Source organism: Bacteroides xylanisolvens, from assembly GCF_018289135.1.
Taxonomy (GTDB): Bacteria; Bacteroidota; Bacteroidia; order Bacteroidales; family Bacteroidaceae; genus Bacteroides; species Bacteroides xylanisolvens.
In genome coordinates this window covers 2405558-2426488 of record NZ_CP072216.1, presented here as the reverse complement: position 1 = coordinate 2426488, position 20931 = coordinate 2405558, and the positions used below count along the sequence as shown (strand labels likewise).

The 20931-nt window shown below is 46.1% G+C and carries 15 protein-coding genes, 1 pseudogene and 1 riboswitch; of the genes and pseudogenes, 12 read left to right on the top strand and 4 right to left on the bottom strand.

The genetic code is table 11. The features are described 5' to 3' along the window. Positions 1–140 precede the first annotated feature (140 nt). Positions 141–341, bottom strand: a riboswitch (cobalamin riboswitch). 266 nt (positions 342–607) lie between these two features. After that, positions 608–1552, bottom strand: coding sequence for a DUF5106 domain-containing protein (locus tag INE92_RS10440; RefSeq protein WP_008644705.1), 945 nt, complete (start codon positions 1550–1552; stop codon positions 608–610). Positions 1553–1627: 75 nt separating this feature from the next. Between INE92_RS10440 and INE92_RS10435 the strand changes: the two genes are divergently transcribed. From INE92_RS10435 to INE92_RS10400, 8 genes and pseudogenes are all read left to right on the top strand, one after another. Then, complete coding sequence (locus tag INE92_RS10435) at positions 1628–3691, top strand: tetratricopeptide repeat protein (RefSeq protein ID WP_044133446.1); 2064 nt, start codon at positions 1628–1630, stop codon at positions 3689–3691. Between the two features lie 102 nt (positions 3692–3793). Further along, positions 3794–4618, top strand: a complete 825-nt coding sequence (locus INE92_RS10430; protein WP_004314849.1) for an Rpn family recombination-promoting nuclease/putative transposase — start codon at positions 3794–3796, stop codon at positions 4616–4618. Between the two features lie 567 nt (positions 4619–5185). Continuing rightward, entirely contained in the window at positions 5186–6415 is a 1230-nt protein-coding gene (locus INE92_RS10425; RefSeq protein WP_229096902.1) for a DUF3575 domain-containing protein, read from the top strand. Positions 6416–6421: 6 nt separating this feature from the next. Further along, a complete protein-coding gene (locus INE92_RS10420; protein WP_004314847.1) occupies positions 6422–7468 on the top strand; it encodes a DUF6562 domain-containing protein in 1047 nt (348 codons plus the stop codon). Between the two features lie 56 nt (positions 7469–7524). Next, a complete protein-coding gene (locus INE92_RS10415; RefSeq protein ID WP_229037672.1) occupies positions 7525–9252 on the top strand; it encodes a DUF6562 domain-containing protein in 1728 nt (575 codons plus the stop codon). 237 nt (positions 9253–9489) lie between these two features. After that, on the top strand, positions 9490–10407 hold the full coding sequence (locus tag INE92_RS10410) for a hypothetical protein (RefSeq protein ID WP_008644718.1): 918 nt from the start codon (positions 9490–9492) through the stop codon (positions 10405–10407). Positions 10408–10622: 215 nt separating this feature from the next. Then, positions 10623–11093: an HU family DNA-binding protein gene (locus INE92_RS10405; RefSeq protein WP_008025706.1), complete on the top strand. Its 471-nt coding sequence runs from the start codon at positions 10623–10625 to the stop codon at positions 11091–11093. A 265-nt stretch (positions 11094–11358) separates the two neighbouring features. Continuing rightward, positions 11359–11666, top strand: a pseudogene (locus INE92_RS10400) (nucleotidyltransferase family protein). A 66-nt stretch (positions 11667–11732) separates the two neighbouring features. On the opposite strand, the gene INE92_RS10395 reads toward INE92_RS10400, so the two are convergent. After that, positions 11733–13514 carry a sensor histidine kinase gene (locus tag INE92_RS10395; protein WP_008644720.1) on the bottom strand — a complete coding sequence of 594 codons (1782 nt, stop codon included), beginning with the start codon at positions 13512–13514 and terminating at the stop codon, positions 11733–11735. A 27-nt stretch (positions 13515–13541) separates the two neighbouring features. Beyond that, positions 13542–14231: a response regulator transcription factor gene (locus INE92_RS10390; RefSeq protein ID WP_004314840.1), complete on the bottom strand. Its 690-nt coding sequence runs from the start codon at positions 14229–14231 to the stop codon at positions 13542–13544. Between the two features lie 241 nt (positions 14232–14472). Here INE92_RS10390 and INE92_RS10385 point away from each other — a divergent pair, with 241 nt between their 5' ends. The 4 genes from INE92_RS10385 to INE92_RS10370 all read left to right on the top strand — a co-directional run bounded on the left by INE92_RS10385 (position 14473) and on the right by INE92_RS10370 (position 19422). Then, complete coding sequence (locus tag INE92_RS10385; RefSeq protein ID WP_008019595.1) at positions 14473–15666, top strand: hypothetical protein; 1194 nt, start codon at positions 14473–14475, stop codon at positions 15664–15666. A gap of 134 nt (positions 15667–15800) precedes the next feature. Then, positions 15801–16607, top strand: coding sequence for a DUF3805 domain-containing protein (locus INE92_RS10380; RefSeq protein WP_004314838.1), 807 nt, complete (start codon positions 15801–15803; stop codon positions 16605–16607). A gap of 27 nt (positions 16608–16634) precedes the next feature. Continuing rightward, positions 16635–18503 (top strand): ABC-F family ATP-binding cassette domain-containing protein, encoded by a 1869-nt coding sequence (locus tag INE92_RS10375; RefSeq protein WP_004314837.1) that lies wholly within the window; start codon positions 16635–16637, stop codon positions 18501–18503. Between the two features lie 79 nt (positions 18504–18582). Beyond that, positions 18583–19422, top strand: coding sequence for a histidinol-phosphatase (locus INE92_RS10370; RefSeq protein ID WP_195436018.1), 840 nt, complete (start codon positions 18583–18585; stop codon positions 19420–19422). 99 nt (positions 19423–19521) lie between these two features. Here INE92_RS10370 and INE92_RS10365 read toward each other — a convergent pair whose 3' ends face one another. After that, positions 19522–20757 (bottom strand): fucose isomerase, encoded by a 1236-nt coding sequence (locus INE92_RS10365; RefSeq protein ID WP_195436017.1) that lies wholly within the window; start codon positions 20755–20757, stop codon positions 19522–19524. Positions 20758–20931 lie beyond the last annotated feature (174 nt).

The window sequence follows — 20931 nt, the reverse complement described above, 5'->3', positions numbered from 1 at the left end:
AAATCCCTTCGACCGGACACGCATAAATAAACTTGGCAGAGTTTATCCGTTTTAACACACTTTCTCTGAATCAGAGTGATGAATGAAATGATAGACGACTTGTCCGGTTCATTAGACTCAACGCTTTTTCCTCGAAAGCAGTGAAACTTATTTGCATGGTAGGTCTTCTGACTTATTCCTGTTACAAACGCCTTCCCGGATTGGTCTCCAGTGGCAATGAGTGAATTGCTTGTAACTTATATGGAACTTACAGCAGCGGGACTGTTCAGGACTTGCACCTGATTCCCTTTTAATTGCTTCCCCCGCATGGGAGTCGCAAACCAATGCGCGACAAAGATAGGGAGTTTATTTGTTTTTTCCAAAGGGATGTTCTTTTTCTTTCGTCTTGATACGAAAGAGAAAGAACCAAAAAGAAAGAATCAAGGCTGCGTTTTTTCAGCTACTCCGGTGCTTCCTTCGGCTAAAGGGCAGAAACTCGCTACGCTCAAACAGTCTGCCCTTTTTGACGCCGAAGAAAACACCTGCGCTTGACGCTGAAAAAACGAGGCCGGGAAACCATGCGGCGTGAGCGGTGTGGCATGGGCACGTGTGTGGGCGGCGTGGGGGCTTATTGTTCGCCTTTCATTAGCAGGTATTCTTCGATGGTTTGCGCGGGAGCATCTTTCAGAAGTACTGTCTTATCCTTGTTTAGAAGGTAGAGGGTAGGGATGGCTTTCAGGTCATACAGTTGTTGTTCCTTGATAGCGAAGGTCTTATCATATCCGTTAACCCATTCTTTGGGGAATTCATTTAGGTGTTTTCGCCATTCGTCCAACTCTTCGTCGGGATAAATGGAGAGGACTGTTAGTCTCTTTTGTTCCAGAAGTTGATTGATGATAGGGGCGTTTTTTAATGCTTCGATTGTCTCCGTGCAGGCATGGCATCCCGGGTTATTGATAAATAATAAGGTATAGTCCGATTTTTGTTGATAAAGAGAACCCTGTGTGCCGGAAGCTAATGTATAGTTAAAATTCAGTGCTTTGGTTCCGATACGGTTTTTCTGAGCCAGTTCGCGACGGGCTTTGGGACGTACCTTTTCTATTTCTTCCAGTACGGGAGAAGCCAACATGGCATCCAGTACAGGGATATAAAACTCTTCGTTACGCATCGGGGAGTTAGGGTCGTATAGATATTTGTCTGCCAAATCAGTGATGTAAGTGAATACTTTCTTATCCACGTTTGTCCGTTCGATTGTTTTCTGCATAGCTTGCTGTGCAGTTTCTAATGGAACATGGTTCAGTATATCACAATAGTCTGCCCAAGCTTGTTCGGTCACTTCGGGATGATGGACATAATTGGTATCGGCAAAGTTTACGTTATCCCAATAGTGCTTTACTAGGAAATCTGCCCGTAGCTCGGGTGCTGTCAGCATTGGCGGGATGGTAGGTAGCGTAAAGGAGGTGATGGTATCTTTGGGAGCTTCTTTGGAGTTTTGGCTGGATGCATTCCCGCTTTTGCAGGCGCAAAGCAGTAGAATACAGAAGACTGGGATAAGATTTATATTTGTTCTCATAACTTGCTGAATTGTTTTCAATTTACTATTGGTGAGCAAAGATAAAAAAACTATGTGTGAAAATGCACTGTTTTAATGAAAATGCTATATTTGTGTCGGCAAACAAACATACAATGCATATCTATGATTAAATCCACCTACATATTCTTCGTTTTTTTTATGCTGACGGCTGTGTGGAGTTGCAACCGACCTTCTGACATGCAGCGGGAACATCCTGCCGTTTCTCCCACATTCTATGCCGACAGTCTTCGTACATTGGGGCGTGGTATCCGCTTGATTAAGGAGGAGAAGGAAAGTCTGGCTTTCCCGCCGCTTGATTCCGTGTTCCGGCTTCCGGTGGACGATGTGCTCACTACCGAAGAATTGCGCCGTTTATCTTCCGAATCTCTCCGCCGGTTAATGATATACTTCAATCTGATGATGAACTTTGAGTCCGGCTATCAGTATTTTGATTCGTTGGAGCGGGCGAAACACCCCGTTGTCTCCCGTTATTGCCGCAGGGAACTGTGGGTGGTAAAGGCGCAGATGCTTATGGCGCTCGACCGCCATGCGGAGGCGGTGGACTATCTCAACCGGGCGATGGCACTGAAAGATGAGAACAACGACCCGTTGAGCGAGATATTTTGTACAGCTACGGCAGGCATCACCTATATGGGTGTCGACACTATCAGCACTCGTGCCGAGTCCGCTTTCCGTAGAGCCTGCCGAGTGGCAGAACGCTCGGGCCTAAGCAACTATTGGCTTTATCCACAAGCTATCGGGCGGCTTGCCGATATATACCTTCAGCAGGGGAAGTATGAAGAAAGTATCTCCCTCTGTCGTGAAGCTATCCGTCTATGTGAGAAGTCGGGCAGCTATCACGGCAAGCTAGTGGTGGCGGAGATTCTGACGGAAGCCTACCGCCTGCTCGGGCTCTATGATGAAGCGTTTCGCTATTGTGCCGTAGGAACGGGCGAGCCGGCACGTGCCGAAGTTGACAATAACTTGATAGGTCGTTTCTTCATTGCGAAGGCGGAGATACACAACAATCTGAATCGCCCCGATTCCGCACTCCTGGTTCTTGCGCAGGCCGACAGTTGCTTTGACCGGACGAAGAACGACTACTATCATTTGATGGTGCAGATAGACCGGATGTATTATCTTGCCGCCTTTCCCGACTCTGTGAATGTGGCTTTGAGAGGCTTTGCCGCACTTGAAGGTAAAGTTCCCCGTCACCGCCTGCCATATTATGACTATTATTACGGTGCCACTCTTGCCCGCGTCGGTAAATGGTTGGAGGCAATCCCCCTGCTTCGGAAATCTATTGGCGAGTTGAAAGATATATCCGAGCTTCACCCTGCTTCGGAAGCGGCGGAATTGTTAATGGAAGGCTATCGCCACACGAGGCGGGCGGTGGATATGCTTACTGTCTTTCCCGAATATCGGATGATGAGAGATTCGGTGACCCGCGAAGACAAGATACACCAGTTGGCATCGGCAAATATCCGTTTCGAAACACAGAAGAAAGAACAGGAGAATCGTCTGCTGACTGCCGAAGTCCGTCTTCAGGATACCCTGTTGCATGTATATTCCATAGCCGGAGTGTGTGCATTGCTACTCGTCTTTTTTATAGCCGGCTGGATGGTGATGCGCCACCGCAATCTGCGGCTCCGGTGGCAGCTCGAGGCGCAGGAACATGAGCGGGCTGACGAACGGTTGCGTGATCAGGAAAGCAGGCTTCACGAACTGATAGCCGCCCGTCAGGACTTGTACGAACACAACCGCTCCCTTATCCGCCAGCTTTCTGATATCCAGGCGCGCCACCGCAACACGTGCGAACTTGACAGCGTGATGGAAAGCCTTCAATCCCACTTGCTCACCCGTAAGGAAGAAGAGGATTTCCGTAACGCCTTTTTGTCCGTCTATCCGTCGGCGCTGCTACATCTTCGTGAAGCCTGTCCGGCGGTGACACGTAGCGAGGAACTGTTTTGTATGTTGGTTCTGCTCAAACAATCCAACGAAGAACTGGCGCGGACGCTCGGTATCAGCGTGGCAAGTGTGTCCAAAACCCGATACCGCATCCGTGTGAAGCTTGGTCTGCCCGAAGGTTCGGACACTGATGCGGAAATCCGTCACATTATGGCAGGGGAAGATTTATAGAATCGGTTCTTCCAGTCATTCAGCAATATTAACCCGGAACTTTCATCATTAAACAAAAAATGTCTATCTTTGTTGTCAATATACACAACCAATACATTAATAATGGGAAGATTTATTAATCCCTTTACCGACTATGGCTTTAAGTTTTTATTCGGCAGAGAGGTAGAAAAGGAGTTATTAATCGACTTCTTGAACGATTTGCTCTCTGGAGAGCACGTGATTACCGACATCCAGTTCCTTAACAACGAACAGCAGCCGGAAGTAAAAACAGAACGGGGGATTATCTACGATATCTACTGTATGACTGACACAGGTGAACGGATAATCGTAGAAATGCAGAATCGTGAGCAACCTTACTTTAAAGATCGTGCTCTCTTCTACCTCTCTCGTGCGATTACGCAACAAGCTAAAAGCGGTCCTTGGGACTTCCGGTTGGATGCTGTATACGGAGTGTTTTTTATGAACTTTGTGATTGACAAGGACATGCCTGCGAAGATAAGGACTGATGTAATCCTTTCCGACCGGGATACAGGACAGCTTTTCAATAACAAGTTTCGGCAGATTTTTATCGAACTGCCTAACTTTGACAAAGAAGAGGATGAGTGTAGTAACGATTTTGAACGGTGGATTTATGTATTAAAGCATATGGATACACTTGATAGAATGCCTTTCAAGGCACGTAAAGCCGTTTTTGAACGACTTGAGAAGATGGCCTCCAAAGCGAATATGACTCCGGAGGAAAGAGCTCAATATGAGAAGGAATGGAAAGTTTATAACGATTATTTCAATACGTTGGACTTTGCCGAACAGAAAGGTATGTTGAGAGGAAAAGAATCGTCCGCCCGTATGATGAAATCCAAAGGTTTGGCTATCGATTTAATTTCAGAATGTACGGGACTCACTGCTGAAGAAATTGAGGCATTGTGAAAAGATAGATAACAAACAGTAAGGGCGGCTCGTTAAAAAACGGGTCGCCCTTACTGTTTGTATGCGCCAAGCCTTTTCCTGACAGCCTCTTCTCTATTTTGTCCATGAATCTGTCCATTCCCATTTTGTCCTTCGTCGGGCTGAAATAATTATTTTTGCCCCGGCGAATAAAAGTTTAGCCTATATTGTTTGCTGTTTTTCGGCTTTTCTTTATCTTTGTCACTGCCCTTGTGAGAGAGGGCGTGATTTTTAGATAACGGAAAGCGTTTGAAGAATATCATCTTCGTCAATCAAACTTCGCACCTTTGACTTGTCACCGTGAAGATGAATGCAACAAATGCTCACGTTCCATTGTTTATATGGATGCCTGTTTGCGCCCCCGCTTCCCCCTCCGTCCGGAGAGGGGAGGGGGACGATACACAAGCTTTATATACGCCAATGGCGTGAGTGTTCTGTTGCTTATCTACGGTATGGGCAGTGCGAAGGCCCCGATTGACGGATAAGCATACGGACACTTACGCCTTTCTTGTATATAAATTTTTGTAATCTTATGTTACAGGTATGAGAATGAAAAACAAACAAAACGTAGCGTGGAGTACATTCCGTTACTTCGTACTGGCATTTTTGCTATGTCTATCGGTTGTTCCCTTGCGCGGTCAGCCGGATGCTGCCGTCCTTTCCTCACCTTCGGCAGACAGCCTGATTATTTTCAGCTATCCTTCACGTATCCGGATGTTCAAGACGGAATATGCGGACAACCGACTGTCGTTGCGGAAGTTGAAGAAACGGCTGCGCACCTTTCGTAAACGTCAGGACACCCTCTACGTGCAGAGCTATTCCGGCAGTTGGGACGATGAAAAGTCGAATCTGCGCGCCGCCTACTGGCGTGCCAACAATCTGAAAGGCTATCTTATCGACCACTATGGACTGCGCGAGCGGCATTTCCGGACACTCAACCACCCGTTGGCTCATCCCTTGTGGGGAGAAGTCGTCGTGGTAGGTTGCCGAGGTTTCCAAGATTGCCAAAGCGAGATTCCGCAAAACCGGCAAGAGCCTGCAAGTGCGGCGAGGCGACAGGAACAACAGGAAGCCCTTCCGGTTGCCTTGCAGGGAGACAAAGAGCCTGTTGACTCTTCCGCCGTGGCTGCCACGGCTGTTGTGCCGGATGCAGCTACTGCACCTGTTGCACCCGATGCAGCTACTGCTCTTTCTACTTCGGTTGCTTCTTCTGCTTCAGTTACTCCTTCTTCTTCCACCGCTTCCACCTCTACAGCTACCTCGCCTTCACTTCCCGCCAACGGTCGTTACCTTGGCGTGAAAACCAACCTTGCCGCTTGGGCGGGCACGATTATGAACGTGGCGGCGGAAGTGCAGGTCGGCAAGCATCTTTCCGTAGAGTTGCCGATATTGTGGTGTCCGTGGCACATCAGCGGCAAACATGCCGTGAAGACCTTCACCCTGCAACCCGAAGCCCGTTACTGGCTCTCGAAGCCCGGCTCGGGACATTTCTTCGGTCTTCATGCCCACGTAGGCTGGTTCAATGTGAAGTGGAATCGCGACCGTTATCAAGACGCCGACCGTCCGTTGCTGGGCGCGGGCGTCAGCTATGGTTATCTGTTGCCGCTCGGCGGACATTGGGCGGGAGAATTTACCCTCGGTGCAGGCTATGCCAACATGAAGTACGACACCTATTATAATATAGACAACGGCGCACGGATAGACACACGGACGAAGAACTACTGGGGCATCACCCGCATGGGGTTTTCTATCGTCTATCGCTTCAACCTTAAAAAGTAACGGCTTATGAAACAGAAATATGCTATAGGATTTATCACCTTCATGTTGGCAACCGTCCTTGCCGCTTGTGTACACGACTATCCCGCGATGACACCGGACGGTGAGGAAGGCATCGACCCCACGCTTGTAGAGGTCAGTACCGAAGTGACCCTCGACCTCGAACTCCTACCACTGGAAATCATCACCAACAAGGCACACCGCGGAATCACAAAAGCCCGTGCCGGAGAACAAACGGATTACCGCCGCCGCTTCATCATCGAAGCATGGCGCGACGGCAAACCGGCAGCCCGGCAAGTGACCGTCATGGACAATGCCGACGAAGCCGGCAACGGGAAAATCACGCTCCCTGTCCATTTGAAGCTGTACGCCGTAGAATACACCCTCGCCGTATGGACGGACTACGTTGTGGCAGGCACGACCACCGACCTCTATTATAATACGGAGAACTTGCAGCAAGTAACTTGCACCACGCCCTACACCGGAAGCACTGGCTACCGCGATTGCCTCTACGGCAGCACCACCCTTGACCTGCGCCCCTACCGGGACGAATGGAACGTCCGCGTACAAGCCAAAGTCGACATGGTGCGCCCGTTGGCAAAATACCGTATTATCGCCACCGACGTGCAGGAGTTTCTGGCAAAAACACAGCGGCAACGCGATGCCGAAGGCGGCAACAACACCTACACCGTCACCTTTTCCTACGGGTTCTATTTCCCGTTAGGATTCAACACCGCCACGGGCAAGCCGATGAACTCCGTGCAGGGCGTGACGTTCTCCACCCCTCTCACCATCCCCGACGACGGCACGGAGAAATGTCCGCTAGGTTCGGACTTTATCTTCGTGAACGGCACGGAATCCTTTGTGCCCCTGAATATTGAATTGGCGGACGCCAACGGAAAGGTAGTGTCGCGTACCCGGGGACTGGAAGTGCCCTACCGGCGGGGACACCTCACCACCCTGCGAGGCAACTTCCTCACCAACGAAATGCAGGGAGGCATCAACATCGACACCGGATATGACGACGAGATAGACATCGACCTCGATTCTTTCTGAAATGACAGGTCAATATAATAAAACAAATTTAATCACAGTAAACGATGAACAGAAGTATGAAAAAGAACCTTTTCTTCGGGTTAATGGCTCTGGCAGGGCTATTCACCTCGTGCAGTCAGGACGACACCGACGCTTCCCCGACTGCGGACAGCAACCAAGTAAGCATGAGCATCGGAATGCCTGCCGATTTTGTAAAAACACGGGCTTCCGCCCCCGCTACGTTTCCCGCCGGCCATACGCTGCGCTGCATCCTCGAAGTGTGGACGAAAGATGGCTCTACACGAAGAGTACGCCAGGAGCAGTTGGTAACGGCTGGTGCCGCTAACATTACATTTAGTTTTGAATTGGCAGACCAAGGTGACTACAAAGCCGTGCTTTGGGCGGATTACATCGTTTCGGGTGCAACGGTGTCAGGCGACCACTATCCCGATAAGTATTACAAGACTGATAATGCCGATGGCTTGAAGAAAGTGACTATCATCACCGCTGCTTATACATACGCCGACCAACTACGTGAGGCATTTGCGGCAGTAGTACCGTTCACCAAAGGCGCTACGGCTAAGAACGACCTTACCGCCACGCTTGTCCGTCCGCTTACGAAAGTGACGATTGCGGAAAAGAACACCGAGATGATAGGCAAATGTAAAGACATGACGGCAACATACACCGTTCCGTCAGAATTCAATGCTTTTAGCGAGGAGGTAAGCCCGACAGCTACCTACGATGCCACCTACATCACAACCTCAATGGACGGCACGGATATTACTATCAATGGAAACAACTGCAAAATCCTCTTCTCCGATTATGTCTTTACCACTGCCGACGCCACGTTGGGCGGAATAAAACTTACGTTTACCGGGACAGGTAGCATAACGATGAACGATAGAGACATTCCTGCCAACATCCCCCTGAAACGCAACAACTGGGTACGGGCTGCCGGAAACCTGATTACAGTCGGAAACGATCCGGCGGTAACTTTGTCTGTAGATATGACCACTGACTGGGTAAGTCAGGATGCAACGGATATTTCGGATATCGTTAAGGTGGGTGACTTCTATTATGCAGACGGCACATGGTCTACCGCCCTCGATGCGAACAAGACCTGCATCGGCATCGTTTTCCAGACCGACCCCTCGCGCATCGGCGACAAAGAAAAACAGGTGTTGGCAGCAAAAGGCGTTGCCACGCCGCATGGTCTGGTCATGTCATTGAAGACCGTAACCAAAAGCCTTATGAGTTGGGGGGAAGATCACGATTTCTCCGAGCTGACGAAATGCACGGATAAAGTTGCCTGCAACGCAGACATCAACGGACTACTTAATTACACCACGGTAATCGACTATGCGGCCGCAAACAACAAAGAACTCGAAAATTTTTATCCCGCTTTCAAGGCCGTGAAGGATTATGTTGTACAGGCTCCCGAAAAGACGACGGGGTGGTACTTGCCCTCCATAGGTCAATGGTATGACTTTACCGCCAATCTGGGCGGTCTCCCAAGCTGGGATGACGCCATAAACGAAGGCAACGACCTAACCCCCAACCTGTATAGATGGAGTAATCAGACAGAACTCGTAAGTAAGATAAATGCCTATTTCGAACCGTTGGGCACTGGGAACTATGACGCAATCCCGAATGGGAGCTATCAGAAATTCTTCTCTTCCTCGACGTACTCCGATTCGGGTATATGGACGTGGTTTGTGGGTAAGCAGGCGAACGTTGTGCAATGCTGGCATAATGTCAGGTACAACTCCGATTCCGCCGTGCGCCCCATCCTCGCTTTTTAAGAATGACACACGGGGACGGGGTATCCAGGTCACTCCATCCCGTCCCCCTACATCATATACGTCCCAAGCCGCTGGGGGATGCAGTCGGCGGCAATATCATGAACCTTGTCCTTTTTCCCTTGTCGCCGACTTGAGAAGCGAACATCACTTCTCTTTATAGGATACCTTCCTCGATAGGAGCAATTGCCGGAAGCGACGCAACTGATCAAGGTAACAACCATAAAAAACATCACACTTATGAAAAAGATACTCGTCATCATCAACAAAAACTGGGAAACGGAACCCGTGCTCAACGCCCTGACCAACCCCAAACTGCGTCCCGCCGCCTTACCATTCCCTGAAGTGATAAACACTCCGTGCGACGGAGACAACCGCATGAGCCAACCCCGTGCTGTCTTCTCCCTTCCCCGAGAAGGAGAAGAACCGTTGCAAGTCGTAGTCCGCTGCATCGAAGACCTTATGGCAACGGGAGTCAACACTTCGAGTTCCCTCGAAAAATACAAAGTGCTCCCGCAAGCCATTGCTGCCGATGCCGCCGACCTCATCATCAGCGTCAGCACCGCCAACTATCCCGACCCGGCAGTGACCCATAACGGAACCGTTGTCCTCGGCGGCAACTTCTTTATCCACGACGGAAACCCCGACAGCCATGCCGATCCGGAACACAACCTTATCGACGACCGCGTAGGCACCTTCATCGCTTCCAACGTAGCCCCTGCCGTGTTCAGTCTGGCCGAAACCGTCAACGCCCGCCTGCACTGTTACCCCGGCGGCGCATGCAAACTTGTCCCGCCGCCCAACTTCCCCGCACCGCAACTCGTGTGTGAAGGAGCGTCCACCTTCACGGCAGTAGGCTCCGTCAACGTCACCGACTACGGTTCATACGACACGATAGACGCCCAAGCCCTTAAAGAATTTGCCGCTGCAGCCCCCGAAGGGTATACGGCAAACTCCATCGAAACCACCCACGGCGTGGTAAAAATCAGCACCTCAGGCGAACCTATCCTCTTTCTTTCCCCCATCACCGACCGTCTCAACCATTTCAACGAGGACGTGACCGACACGCAGAACTACGTGTCAGCCTTCAACGGCGGCCTTGCACTGGGCGAACTGCTTTGCGCGCTGGCGGAATACGGAGGGGAACGGCAAATATGATAATTGAGATAATTCGCAACATTTATTAATCACGCTTCCTTCTTGCAGCACCCCATCAGGAAATGCTTGCAGACACGGACAGACAAAGGTCGTCACTGAGGTAGGCTAAGTCCGACACCGAGGTAGGCAAAGGTCGTCACCGAGATAAGCAAAGTCCGTCACCGAGTATTAGTCCTATCGGGATGCGGCAGGGAAGAGGTAAAAAACATCAACTTATGGGATTCTTCAAGAAAGTAAAACAGAAAATCAATGGAATGTGGTATCCGCAATCCATCACCGTTGGCAAACCTGTCACGACGGACGAAGTGGCAAAACGTCTTGCCATTGAATCCACCGTAAGCCCTGCCGACACCTTTGCCGTGCTCAAGTCCCTTGGCAGCGTATTAGGTAGCTACATGGCAGACGGCCGCACCGTCAAACTCGACGGCGTGGGCACATTCTACTACACAGCCGTTGCTTCGGGCAATGGAGTGGACTCCCCCGACAAAGTGACTGCCAAGCAAATCACCGGCGTCCGTGTCCGCTTCATCCCTGAAACGAGCCGTTCATCCAACAACCAGGTTACCACCCGTTCCCTCGTCGATTCCAATATCTTCTGGGAAGAATGGGGCGGAAAATCCACTACTCCCAGCGAAGGTGGCGGTGGCGGTGAAGGGGGAGGAGAGGCTCCCGATCCGGCAGCATAAAGCCGGATGCTTTTCCGGTGCTATAAAAAGGACGGGTTCCTGCACCGCAAAAGGACTTTTCTGTATTGCCAAAGGCTCCTTCCGGCATTGCCGCACGACCCTTTAAGATGAAAGATTCGTTTTCACTCGCCGCTGCTGTAGCCTGCTGCCGGATGAGAGAAACGAATCTTTCTTTGTGTGCCGGGGGAAATAATCGGTTCTTGACAGAACAATCTGCACCGGAATTGTTATCTTTGCCCGTAGCATTGATTATAATAAATGGAAAATTTATGAAACGAAACAAATAAGAGAGATTATACGTCGCGTGGCTCCTACGGCAAAAACTATTTTATATGGTTCGCAAGCAAGGAACGAAGCGCGTAGCGACAGTGATATTGACCTGCTTATCCTGCTCGACGGCGAGAAAATGACATTGAAGGACGAAGAATCTATCACACTGCCACTTTACGAACTGGAACTGAAAACCGGAGTCTCTATCAGCCCGATAGTCACGCTCAAAAAACTTTGGGAGAACCGCCCATTTACCCCCCCCCTTTTTATATTAACGTCACCAATGAAGGTGTCGTGTTATGAGAGAAATCTTGGATGAAGGAAGCCGAAGTAATGATTCGGGAAATGTTTTAAAATGTAGCTACCCCTCTATTTCTCCTTTGCCAGTGTAAATACAAACTCAAGTCCACCTCCCTGATTGTTCTTGGCGGAGATGTTGCCGCCGTGGATAATAACGGCGTTCTTCACAATAGCCAGTCCCAATCCTGTTCCGCCTAGTTTGCGTGAGCGGCCTTTATCTACCCGGTAGAAGCGTTCGAAGAGACGGTTCAGATGTTCGGGTGATACACCTATACCAGTGTCGGCGAAGCTGAAATAGTAGAAATTCTCATCTTCACGGAAACAGTTGATATTTATCTGAATATTGCTTCCGGCGTATGCGATGGCATTGTCCATCAGGTTGCGGAAGATGGAATATAGTAATGAATAATTACCTTTGACTTGTATGCTCTTTTTCAGAGAGTTGATTACTGTGATATGCTTTTCGTCGAGTTCCAGAGATACTTCATTGATAATATTTCCGACCAGTACACTAATATCCACTCGTTCCATATCAATCATGCTGGCGGCTTCGTCCATGCGGGTGAGTACGGAGATGTCGCGTAGCAGCCGGCTCAAACGATTGCTTTGTGCATAACAACGTTCGAGGAATACGTTTATCTTTTCACGTGGAATATTTTCGTTGCTGACAATGGTTTCCAGATATCCTTGAATACTGCTGACAGGAGTCTTCAACTCATGGGCAATATTTTGAGTCAGTTGGCGTTTGAGTCTTACTTGTTCTTCTTCCTGGGTGACGTCGTTGATGGAAATCTCAAAGCTAGCATCCTGGAAGATGATACATTCTACGATAAATGTCCGCCCGTTCTTGTTGATGGTAACTGACATTCGCTTTTCACCTTTTCCTCTCGAGCGTTCTTGCTGGTTCTTATTGATAAAATGAATAATCTCTTTTAGTTCGCTGATAGCAAAGACTTCTTCCGTTGTTTCCAGGTTGGAGTCCGAAATCAGGTTACTGTATTGGGTGAAAAGATTATTGACTAGAATTTCTTTCTTGTCTTTTGTGAATACTCCTAATCCTTCGTGCGAGATTTGGAGATGAGTGATTAGCTTTTCACGTTCGATGTAGAGAGCTTCTTTGGTTTCGTGCAATCGTTTGTAGATTTGGATGATGTGTTGTGAGATTTCTCCTAGTTCATTATGTGGAAAAGCGGATTGCATAGCCATTTCGATAGGCTCGTTTCGGTCGGCACGCATGGCAAATTCACGGAGCTGGCTGATGGAAGTGCCCAGTTTGTTGGTGAATTTATAGAAGATAATCATTAATAATAAGGTCACGATGATGGTAAACCATAGATAGTGCGGGTCTGCTTGCAGGTTGTTGATGAGGCTGACGTTATAAGGCAAAGCCGAACGGACAATATAATCTTTATAACGAGTGGCCGAATAAAAATAGGGAACTCCGGTTGTTTCCGAAGTACGACGTACGTCATATCCGTTACCATGCTTTATTGCTTTCTGTACTTCCGGACGATTCAGATGGTTTTCTATTTGGTTATTATGATTTGGATAACTGTCGTAAACAACATTTCCTTCTGCATCAATAAGGGTCACACGCAAGTCTTCCAGAATATGTTTGTTGATATAACCGCTGATTATTTCGCTATCAAGGGGTTGCTCTTCCAATTGTTCGTAGAGTCTGCTGTTGTAATCTTGCAGTTTTGTATTCAGCAGTTCTATTTTATATTCCCGTTCACGTTGATACTGGTACGCAATAAAACAAATGGCAAATACCAGAAAGAGTGAAATAACCGAAAGGAACAGCTTCCGGCTGAAAGAAAGAAAATGTTTTTGAGTTACAGGCAGGTTCATAATAATTACTTAATTCGGTATTATTACTTATTCAGCTTCAAAACAGTATCCGTATCCGAGACGGGTGACAATACGTTTGCCGTATATACCTATCTTTTTACGTAAACGGGTGATGTTTACGTCGATGGTACGGTCGAGCACATACACTTCGTCACTCCAGATACGGGCTAGAATGTCTTCGCGTGAGAATACGCGTCCCTTATTCTGTACCAGTAGAAGCAATATTTCAAATTCTTTTTTAGTCAATGGCACTTCTTCGTCGTCGATACTTACTTTCTTCTTTGTGATGTCAATAACGAGCGACTGATAAGTAAGACGTTCGGGTGCTCTTTCCGTTTCCGTTGTTACCGTACGTCTTAATACTGCTTTCACACGGGCAATGACTTCACGCAGGGAGAAAGGTTTCGAAATATAATCGTCTGCTCCCAGATTGAATCCGGTCACAGTATCGTTTTCAGTATCTTTTGCCGTGATAAAGATGATAGGCACTTTTGCTGTTTTTTTGTCTTTCTTCAAGATGTTGGCCATTTTGAAACCGGAGATTTCTCCCATCATCACATCGAGGAGAATTAAGTGATAACTGCTGATGTCCATCTTCATTGCCTCTTCGGCAGAATTTGCTGTATCAACCTCATAACCTTCGTTTTCAAGATTGAATTTCAGAATCTCACAGAGGTCTTCTTCATCGTCGACAACTAGAATACGGTAATCGTTCATAAGATATATGTATTAATGTGATATGACAAAGTTACGTTTTTATTTTATCCTTTGCAAAGATGAGGAGACTTTGTTACGGGCAGATGAAACAGACGTTACAATCGTGTTACATTCTGTGAATTCCGGGAATTGATACGGAATATGGAAGTTTTTGTTGATTGTAAGAGGAAAAAACGCTCGCTATTTGTTATCTTTGTTAGCGAGATACAATAGAAATGTTTGACTATAGAAACTACAAATAATGATAAAAATTGACTTAAAACGACATCGGAAGGAAATAATAGGATCTGTTGTGGTACTGTTAATTCTCCTTGGCGGTATGTCTGTGTTTAAATATACTTCATTCAATTCCGGTTTTGAGATTGTAGACGATCTGGGAGGAAATATATTTCCTTCGGCGATTCTGTCTGTTGCCACCACTGATGCACAAGTGATTGTTCCGTCGGATTCGACGTCTTTGGGAAATCCGAAGTCGTGTATTGCCGTTCGGTTGAAATCGAAGACAGCTTATAGTCGTGTGCGGATTGAAGTAGCCGAAACGCCTTTTTTCTCCCGCTCGGTGTCGGAATTTGTATTAAACAAGCCCAGAACGGAATATACGATTTATCCTGATATCATCTGGAATTATGAGGCACTGAAAAATGAGGTGCAGGCAGAACCGGTAAGCGTAGCCATCACAGTGGAGATGAATGGAAAAGATTTGGGACAACGGGTACGTACTTTTTCAGTGCGTAGCATCAATGAGTGTCTGTTGGGGTATGTGGCTAACGGAACTAAATTCCATGATACCAGTATTTTCTTTGCGGCTTATGTCAATGAAGAGAATCCGATGATCGATCAGTTGCTTCGCGAGGCATTGAATACTCGGATTGTTAATCGCTTTCTCGGTTATCAAAGTAAGGCTAAAGGGGCGGTAGACAAGCAGGTATATGCCCTTTGGAATATATTGCAGAAACGTAAATTCCGTTATAGTTCTGTTTCCAATACCAGCCTTTCGAGCAATGTTGTTTTCTCGCAGCGTGTCCGTACGTTTGATGATGCACTGGAATCTTCACAGATTAATTGTGTGGATGGGAGTGTGTTGTTTGCGTCGTTGCTTCGCGCCATTAATATTGATCCTATCTTGGTACGTACACCGGGGCACATGTTTGTAGGATACTATACGGATAATTCGCACACGAATAAAAACTTTCTGGAGACAACGATGATTGGTGATGTCGATCTGGATGATTTTTTCCCGGATGAACAACTGGATTCTACAATGGTAGGCAAATCGCAGAATGAGATGTCGTTACTGACTTTCGAGAAATCGAAGCAGTATGCTAATAAGAAGTATAAGGAAAACGAAGAAGGAATCCATTCCGGAAAGTTGAATTATATGTTTTTGGAGATTTCTAAAGAAGTGCGGAGGAAAATACAGCCGATAGGAAAATGAAGAATTAAAAATGAAGAATGAAGAATATCCTTGCGGTATACTTGCATAGCGCAGCAAAATTCTTCATTCTTCGTTCTTCATTCTTCATTATTAATTCGTACTTTTGCCCAAGTAATCATTTTTAATATAAAAGGATGCAAGGCAAGAAATTTATCTCTCCCGGAGCATGGTTTTCTATGAACTATCCATCAGACTGGAATGAGTTTGAAGATGGCGAAGGCTCTTTTCTTTTCTATAATCCCGAAGTATGGACGGGAAATTTTCGTATATCCGCATTTAAAGGAAAAGCCGGTTATGGTAAAGATGTCATCCGGCAGGAACTGAAAGAGAATGATTCGGCTTCGTTGGTGAAAGTCGGAACGTGGGAATGTGCGTATAGCAAAGAAATGTTTCAGGAGGAGGGGACTTATTATACTTCCCATTTGTGGATTACAGGAGTTGACGATATTGCTTTCGAATGTTCTTTTACTGTACCTAAAGGCGGAGTTGTGAAGGAGGCGGAAGATGTAATCGCTACTTTGGAGGTACGCAAAGAAGGGCAGAAGTATCCTGCTGAACTGATCCCGGCCCGTCTTTCTGAAATCTATTTGATTAATGAAGCGTACGAATGGGTGGTATCTACCGTGAAGCAGGAATTGAAAAAAGATTTTCAGGGAATAGAAGAAGACCTGGAGAAACTTCAGCAGGTGATTAATAGCGGTAAGATTGGCTCGAAAAAGAAAGAGGAATGGTTGGCAATCGGCATCACAGTCTGTATAATTCTGACGAATGAAGTGGAAGGTATGGAATGGAAAACGTTGATTGACGGTAACCGGGAAGCTCCTGTATTACAATATAAAGACCGTATCATCGATCCGTTGAAACTGGCATGGAGTAAAGTAAAGGCTGGAGAACCTTGCGACATTATTGAAGAGTATAAATCCGTGATTATTAATCACTAATCACTAACCAACTAATTACTAAATTACGTGGCTGTACCTTATTTACAGATAGATAACCTGACCAAGTCTTTCGGTGACTTGGTTCTTTTTGAAAATATATCTTTTGGCATTGCTGAAGGCCAGCGTGTAGGATTGATAGCGAAGAACGGCAGCGGAAAAACTACTTTATTGAATATAATCGCTGGAAAAGAAGGTTATGATAGCGGTAACATTGTTTTCCGTCGTGACCTTCGGGTGGATTATCTGGAACAAGATCCACAGTATCCCGAAGAGTTGACCGTGCTTGAAGCCTGTTTCCATCACGGTAACAGTACCGTGGAACTGATAAAAGAGTATGAACGTTGCATGGAGACTGAAGGTCATCCGGGATTGGAAAATCTTCTGGCGCGTATGGATCAGGAGAAAGCCTGGGAATATGAACAGAAAGCCAAGCAAATTCTTTCGCAACTCAAAATCCGCAACTTCGACCAAAAAGTGAAGCAACTGTCCGGTGGACAGTTGAAGCGCGTTGCTTTAGCCAATGCGTTGATTACCGAGCCGGATCTGCTTATCCTTGATGAGCCAACCAATCACCTGGACTTGGATATGACCGAATGGCTGGAAGATTACCTGCGTCGTACCAATCTTAGTTTGCTGATGGTGACGCACGACCGTTATTTCCTTGATCGTGTTTGTTCGGAGATTATCGAAATAGACAATCAACAAATCTACCAATATAAAGGTAACTACAGTTATTATCTCGAGAAACGTCAGGAACGTATCGAAGCTAAGAGTGTAGAAATAGAACGTGCCAACAACCTTTACCGTACGGAACTCGATTGGATGCGCCGGATGCCGCAGGCACGCGGGCATAAAGCCCGTTACCGGGAAGATGCTTTTTATGAATTGGAAAAGGTGGCAAAGCAACGTTTCAACAATGATAATGTGAAGCTGGAGGTGAAAGCATCCTATATCGGTAGTAAGATATTCGAGGCCGATCACTTGTTTAAGAGCTTCGGTGACTTGAAGATACTGGATGATTTTTCTTATATCTTTGCCCGCTATGAAAAGATGGGCATTGTGGGAAATAACGGAACAGGTAAATCTACTTTTATCAAGATATTAATGGGGCAGGTTGCGCCCGACAGTGGAACGGTGGATGTTGGTGAAACTGTTCGTTTCGGCTATTACTCGCAGGATGGCCTTCAGTTCGATGAACAAATGAAGGTGATTGATGTAGTGCAGGATATTGCCGAAGTGATTGAACTGGGTAATGGAAAGAAACTGACTGCTTCGCAATTCTTACAGCATTTTCTGTTTACTCCCGAAACGCAACATAGCTATGTCTATAAGTTGAGTGGGGGCGAGCGTCGTCGTCTTTATCTGTGTACCATCCTGATGCGTAACCCTAACTTCCTGGTGCTTGACGAACCTACCAACGACCTCGATATTATCACTCTGAACGTGCTTGAAGAATATCTTCAAAATTTCAAAGGTTGTGTGATTGTTGTTTCTCACGACCGCTACTTTATGGATAAGGTAGTAGACCATTTGATGGTATTCAATGGACAGGGAGATATTCGCGACTTTCCCGGAAACTACAGTGACTATCGTGACTGGAAAGACGCGAAAGCTCAAAAGGAGAAAGAAGCTGAAAAGCCGCAGGAAGAAAAGACCGCCCGTGTTCGTCTGAACGACAAACGGAAGATGAGTTTCAAGGAAAAGCGAGAGTTCGAGCAATTGGAAAAGGAGATAGCAGAATTAGAAACAGAAAAAGTGCAGATTGAAGAACTCTTATGTAGCGGTACCCTTTCTGTTGACGAATTGACAGAGAAATCGAAACGTTTGCCTGAAGTCAATGACCTGATTGATGAGAAAACAATGCGATGGCTGGAACTTAGTGAAATAGAAGGCTGATTTGTGTCATTGTATCACTAGAATAGCCTGATAATGATAATAACTTTGATAATATATCCCGGACAACATATAACCTTGTATGACAAACCTAACCAATTATCATAGCCACTGTTTGTATTGTGACGGACGCGCCAATATGGAAGATTTTATTCGTTTTGCTATCAGTGAAGGATTTACTTCCTATGGCATTTCTTCCCATGCTCCACTGCCGTTTTCTACTGCATGGACGATGGAGTGGGATAGAATGGATGATTACCTTTCCGAATTTTCCCGTCTGAAGAAGAAATATGCAGATAAAATAGAGCTTGCCATTGGTCTTGAAATAGATTACCTGAACGAAGAAAGCAACCCTTCTTTACCCTGTTTTCAAAAACTACCACTTGACTACCGGATAGGTTCTGTACATATGTTGTACTCTCCGGAAGGAAAAATCGTAGATATTGATACTCCGGCAGATCTTTTCCGTCAATTGGTAGACAAGCACTTTGATGGTGATTTGGATTCTGTGGTCCGTCTTTACTATAAGAACCTGCTTCGTATGGTAGAATTGGGAGGATTTGATATTGTCGGTCATGCTGACAAGATGCATTATAATGCTTCCTGTTATCGTCCGGGATTATTGGATGAACCGTGGTATGATGCGTTGGTTCGCAAATATTTCACCGCCATTGCCGAATATGGTTATATCGTTGAAATAAATACTAAATCTTATCACGATTTAGGAACATTCTATCCCAATAAACGATATTTTTCATTCCTGAAAGAACTGGGTATCAGAGTACAGGTAAACAGTGATGCGCATTATCCGGAACGGATTAATAATGGACGCTCCGAAGCATTAGCTGCTTTGAAGAAGACAGGCTTTACTTCAGTTGCAGAGTGGCATAACGGAAAATGGGAAGAAAGAGAAATAGAATAAAGAAATAGAATTTAGTCAATCTCCAAAGTGCCTCCTTAATAAACTGATAATTTATTTTGTTTATTAAGGAGGCGCTTTCTTTAAGGATGTTTTGAGATGTTATTCAGTTCTTTTGCAAGCATTTGCCTGGAAAAACTCGTTCAATGTATCTTCATAGTTACCATGAAGCATAATATGATGATTTCCCAAAGGATTCTTCAGAAAATACTCGGCTGGAGTATTCATGCGGATGCGTACTTGCGTGCGGCACATATTAATATAATTGGTATTTTCAGTCAATGTTCCAGTAGATAAGTAATATTCGTCCAGACATTCACCGCCGCATTTTATAATCGTTACGTCTCCTGTTGGAAGTAACCCTTGTATGGCAATTCCTTTTTCTGTTTCAAAATGATTGCGGATAATGTATCTCTCCGTTTGTTTGAGTCCTACGGTGCAGTGTGCCAGTATCAGCTCGTTCGTACGGGAATTAATCATGGAAGGATTTGCCATAAATCCGTCCTTGCCCGTAAGCGCTTTCACTGCTAAAAGAGTAAAAATAGATTGAAGATCGCCTTCACAACCTGCTATTATCCCGTCATCATTCAATAAAGATAATGCCACGCATCCGGTAGTGTCGATTTGTTCAATCAATTTAAAGCAGCTCAATGTCAGTGCTTCCAGATTTTCTTCCTGACATACCTTTTTTATCGCCCGGTACAGCCGCATGGATTTGATTAAATCTTCGGGAGTTCCTTCGCGACAGGCAAGAGCTTGCGATGCTACAGCCGCACATGACGCTCCGACTTGCTCATCCGTTATTTGTTGAAATTGTTCGTAAATCCGTTCCAATGGAATATCTACATATTCAATTCCCCAACGACGTTTTGCCAACAGGTAGTCTACGTTACTGGCAACTAACCAGGAAGAAGGAGTTCCGATGACTCCGATACGTTTGCCGAATAAGGAACGTTGTGCACGGAAATTATTATAAAGTGTATGAATACGCAGGATGATAGCAGGTAATTCGCCATGTAGTATTTCGCTCTTCATTCCACGTCCCCGTAACCATGTGGAGATTTCCAATGCGGCAGCAAGAGAGTTCTGCATGCCGTCTGCCAGTAAAATGGTAGGGCGGGGGAGGTTTTCGAATTGCTGTATGACCAGTCTTTCCACCCCACCGGTAGCGATAAAAATGATTTTGAAATCATCACTACTAAGCTTGTCCATATCTTGATAATCGACGAGCTTTACGGTATAATATTTTTCAATTTCGCTTAAAATAGCTTCGTGTGAGCTACGTAGCGAGACTTGTTTGTGAAGGATTGAAGCAAATGAGATAAGGTGTATGGTCATTATGATATTGTTTTAAGTTTTCCGTATGACAAATGTATAGCTTTCTTTTCAAATTACCATAACGATTTTAACCTTGCTAAGGTTTTTAAAGTTTTTATGTCTCTGTATTCAAATTATTGCGTACATTTGCAGCTCCAAGTAGAAAAAGTAAATAGTAATTAAGTAATTTGTAGT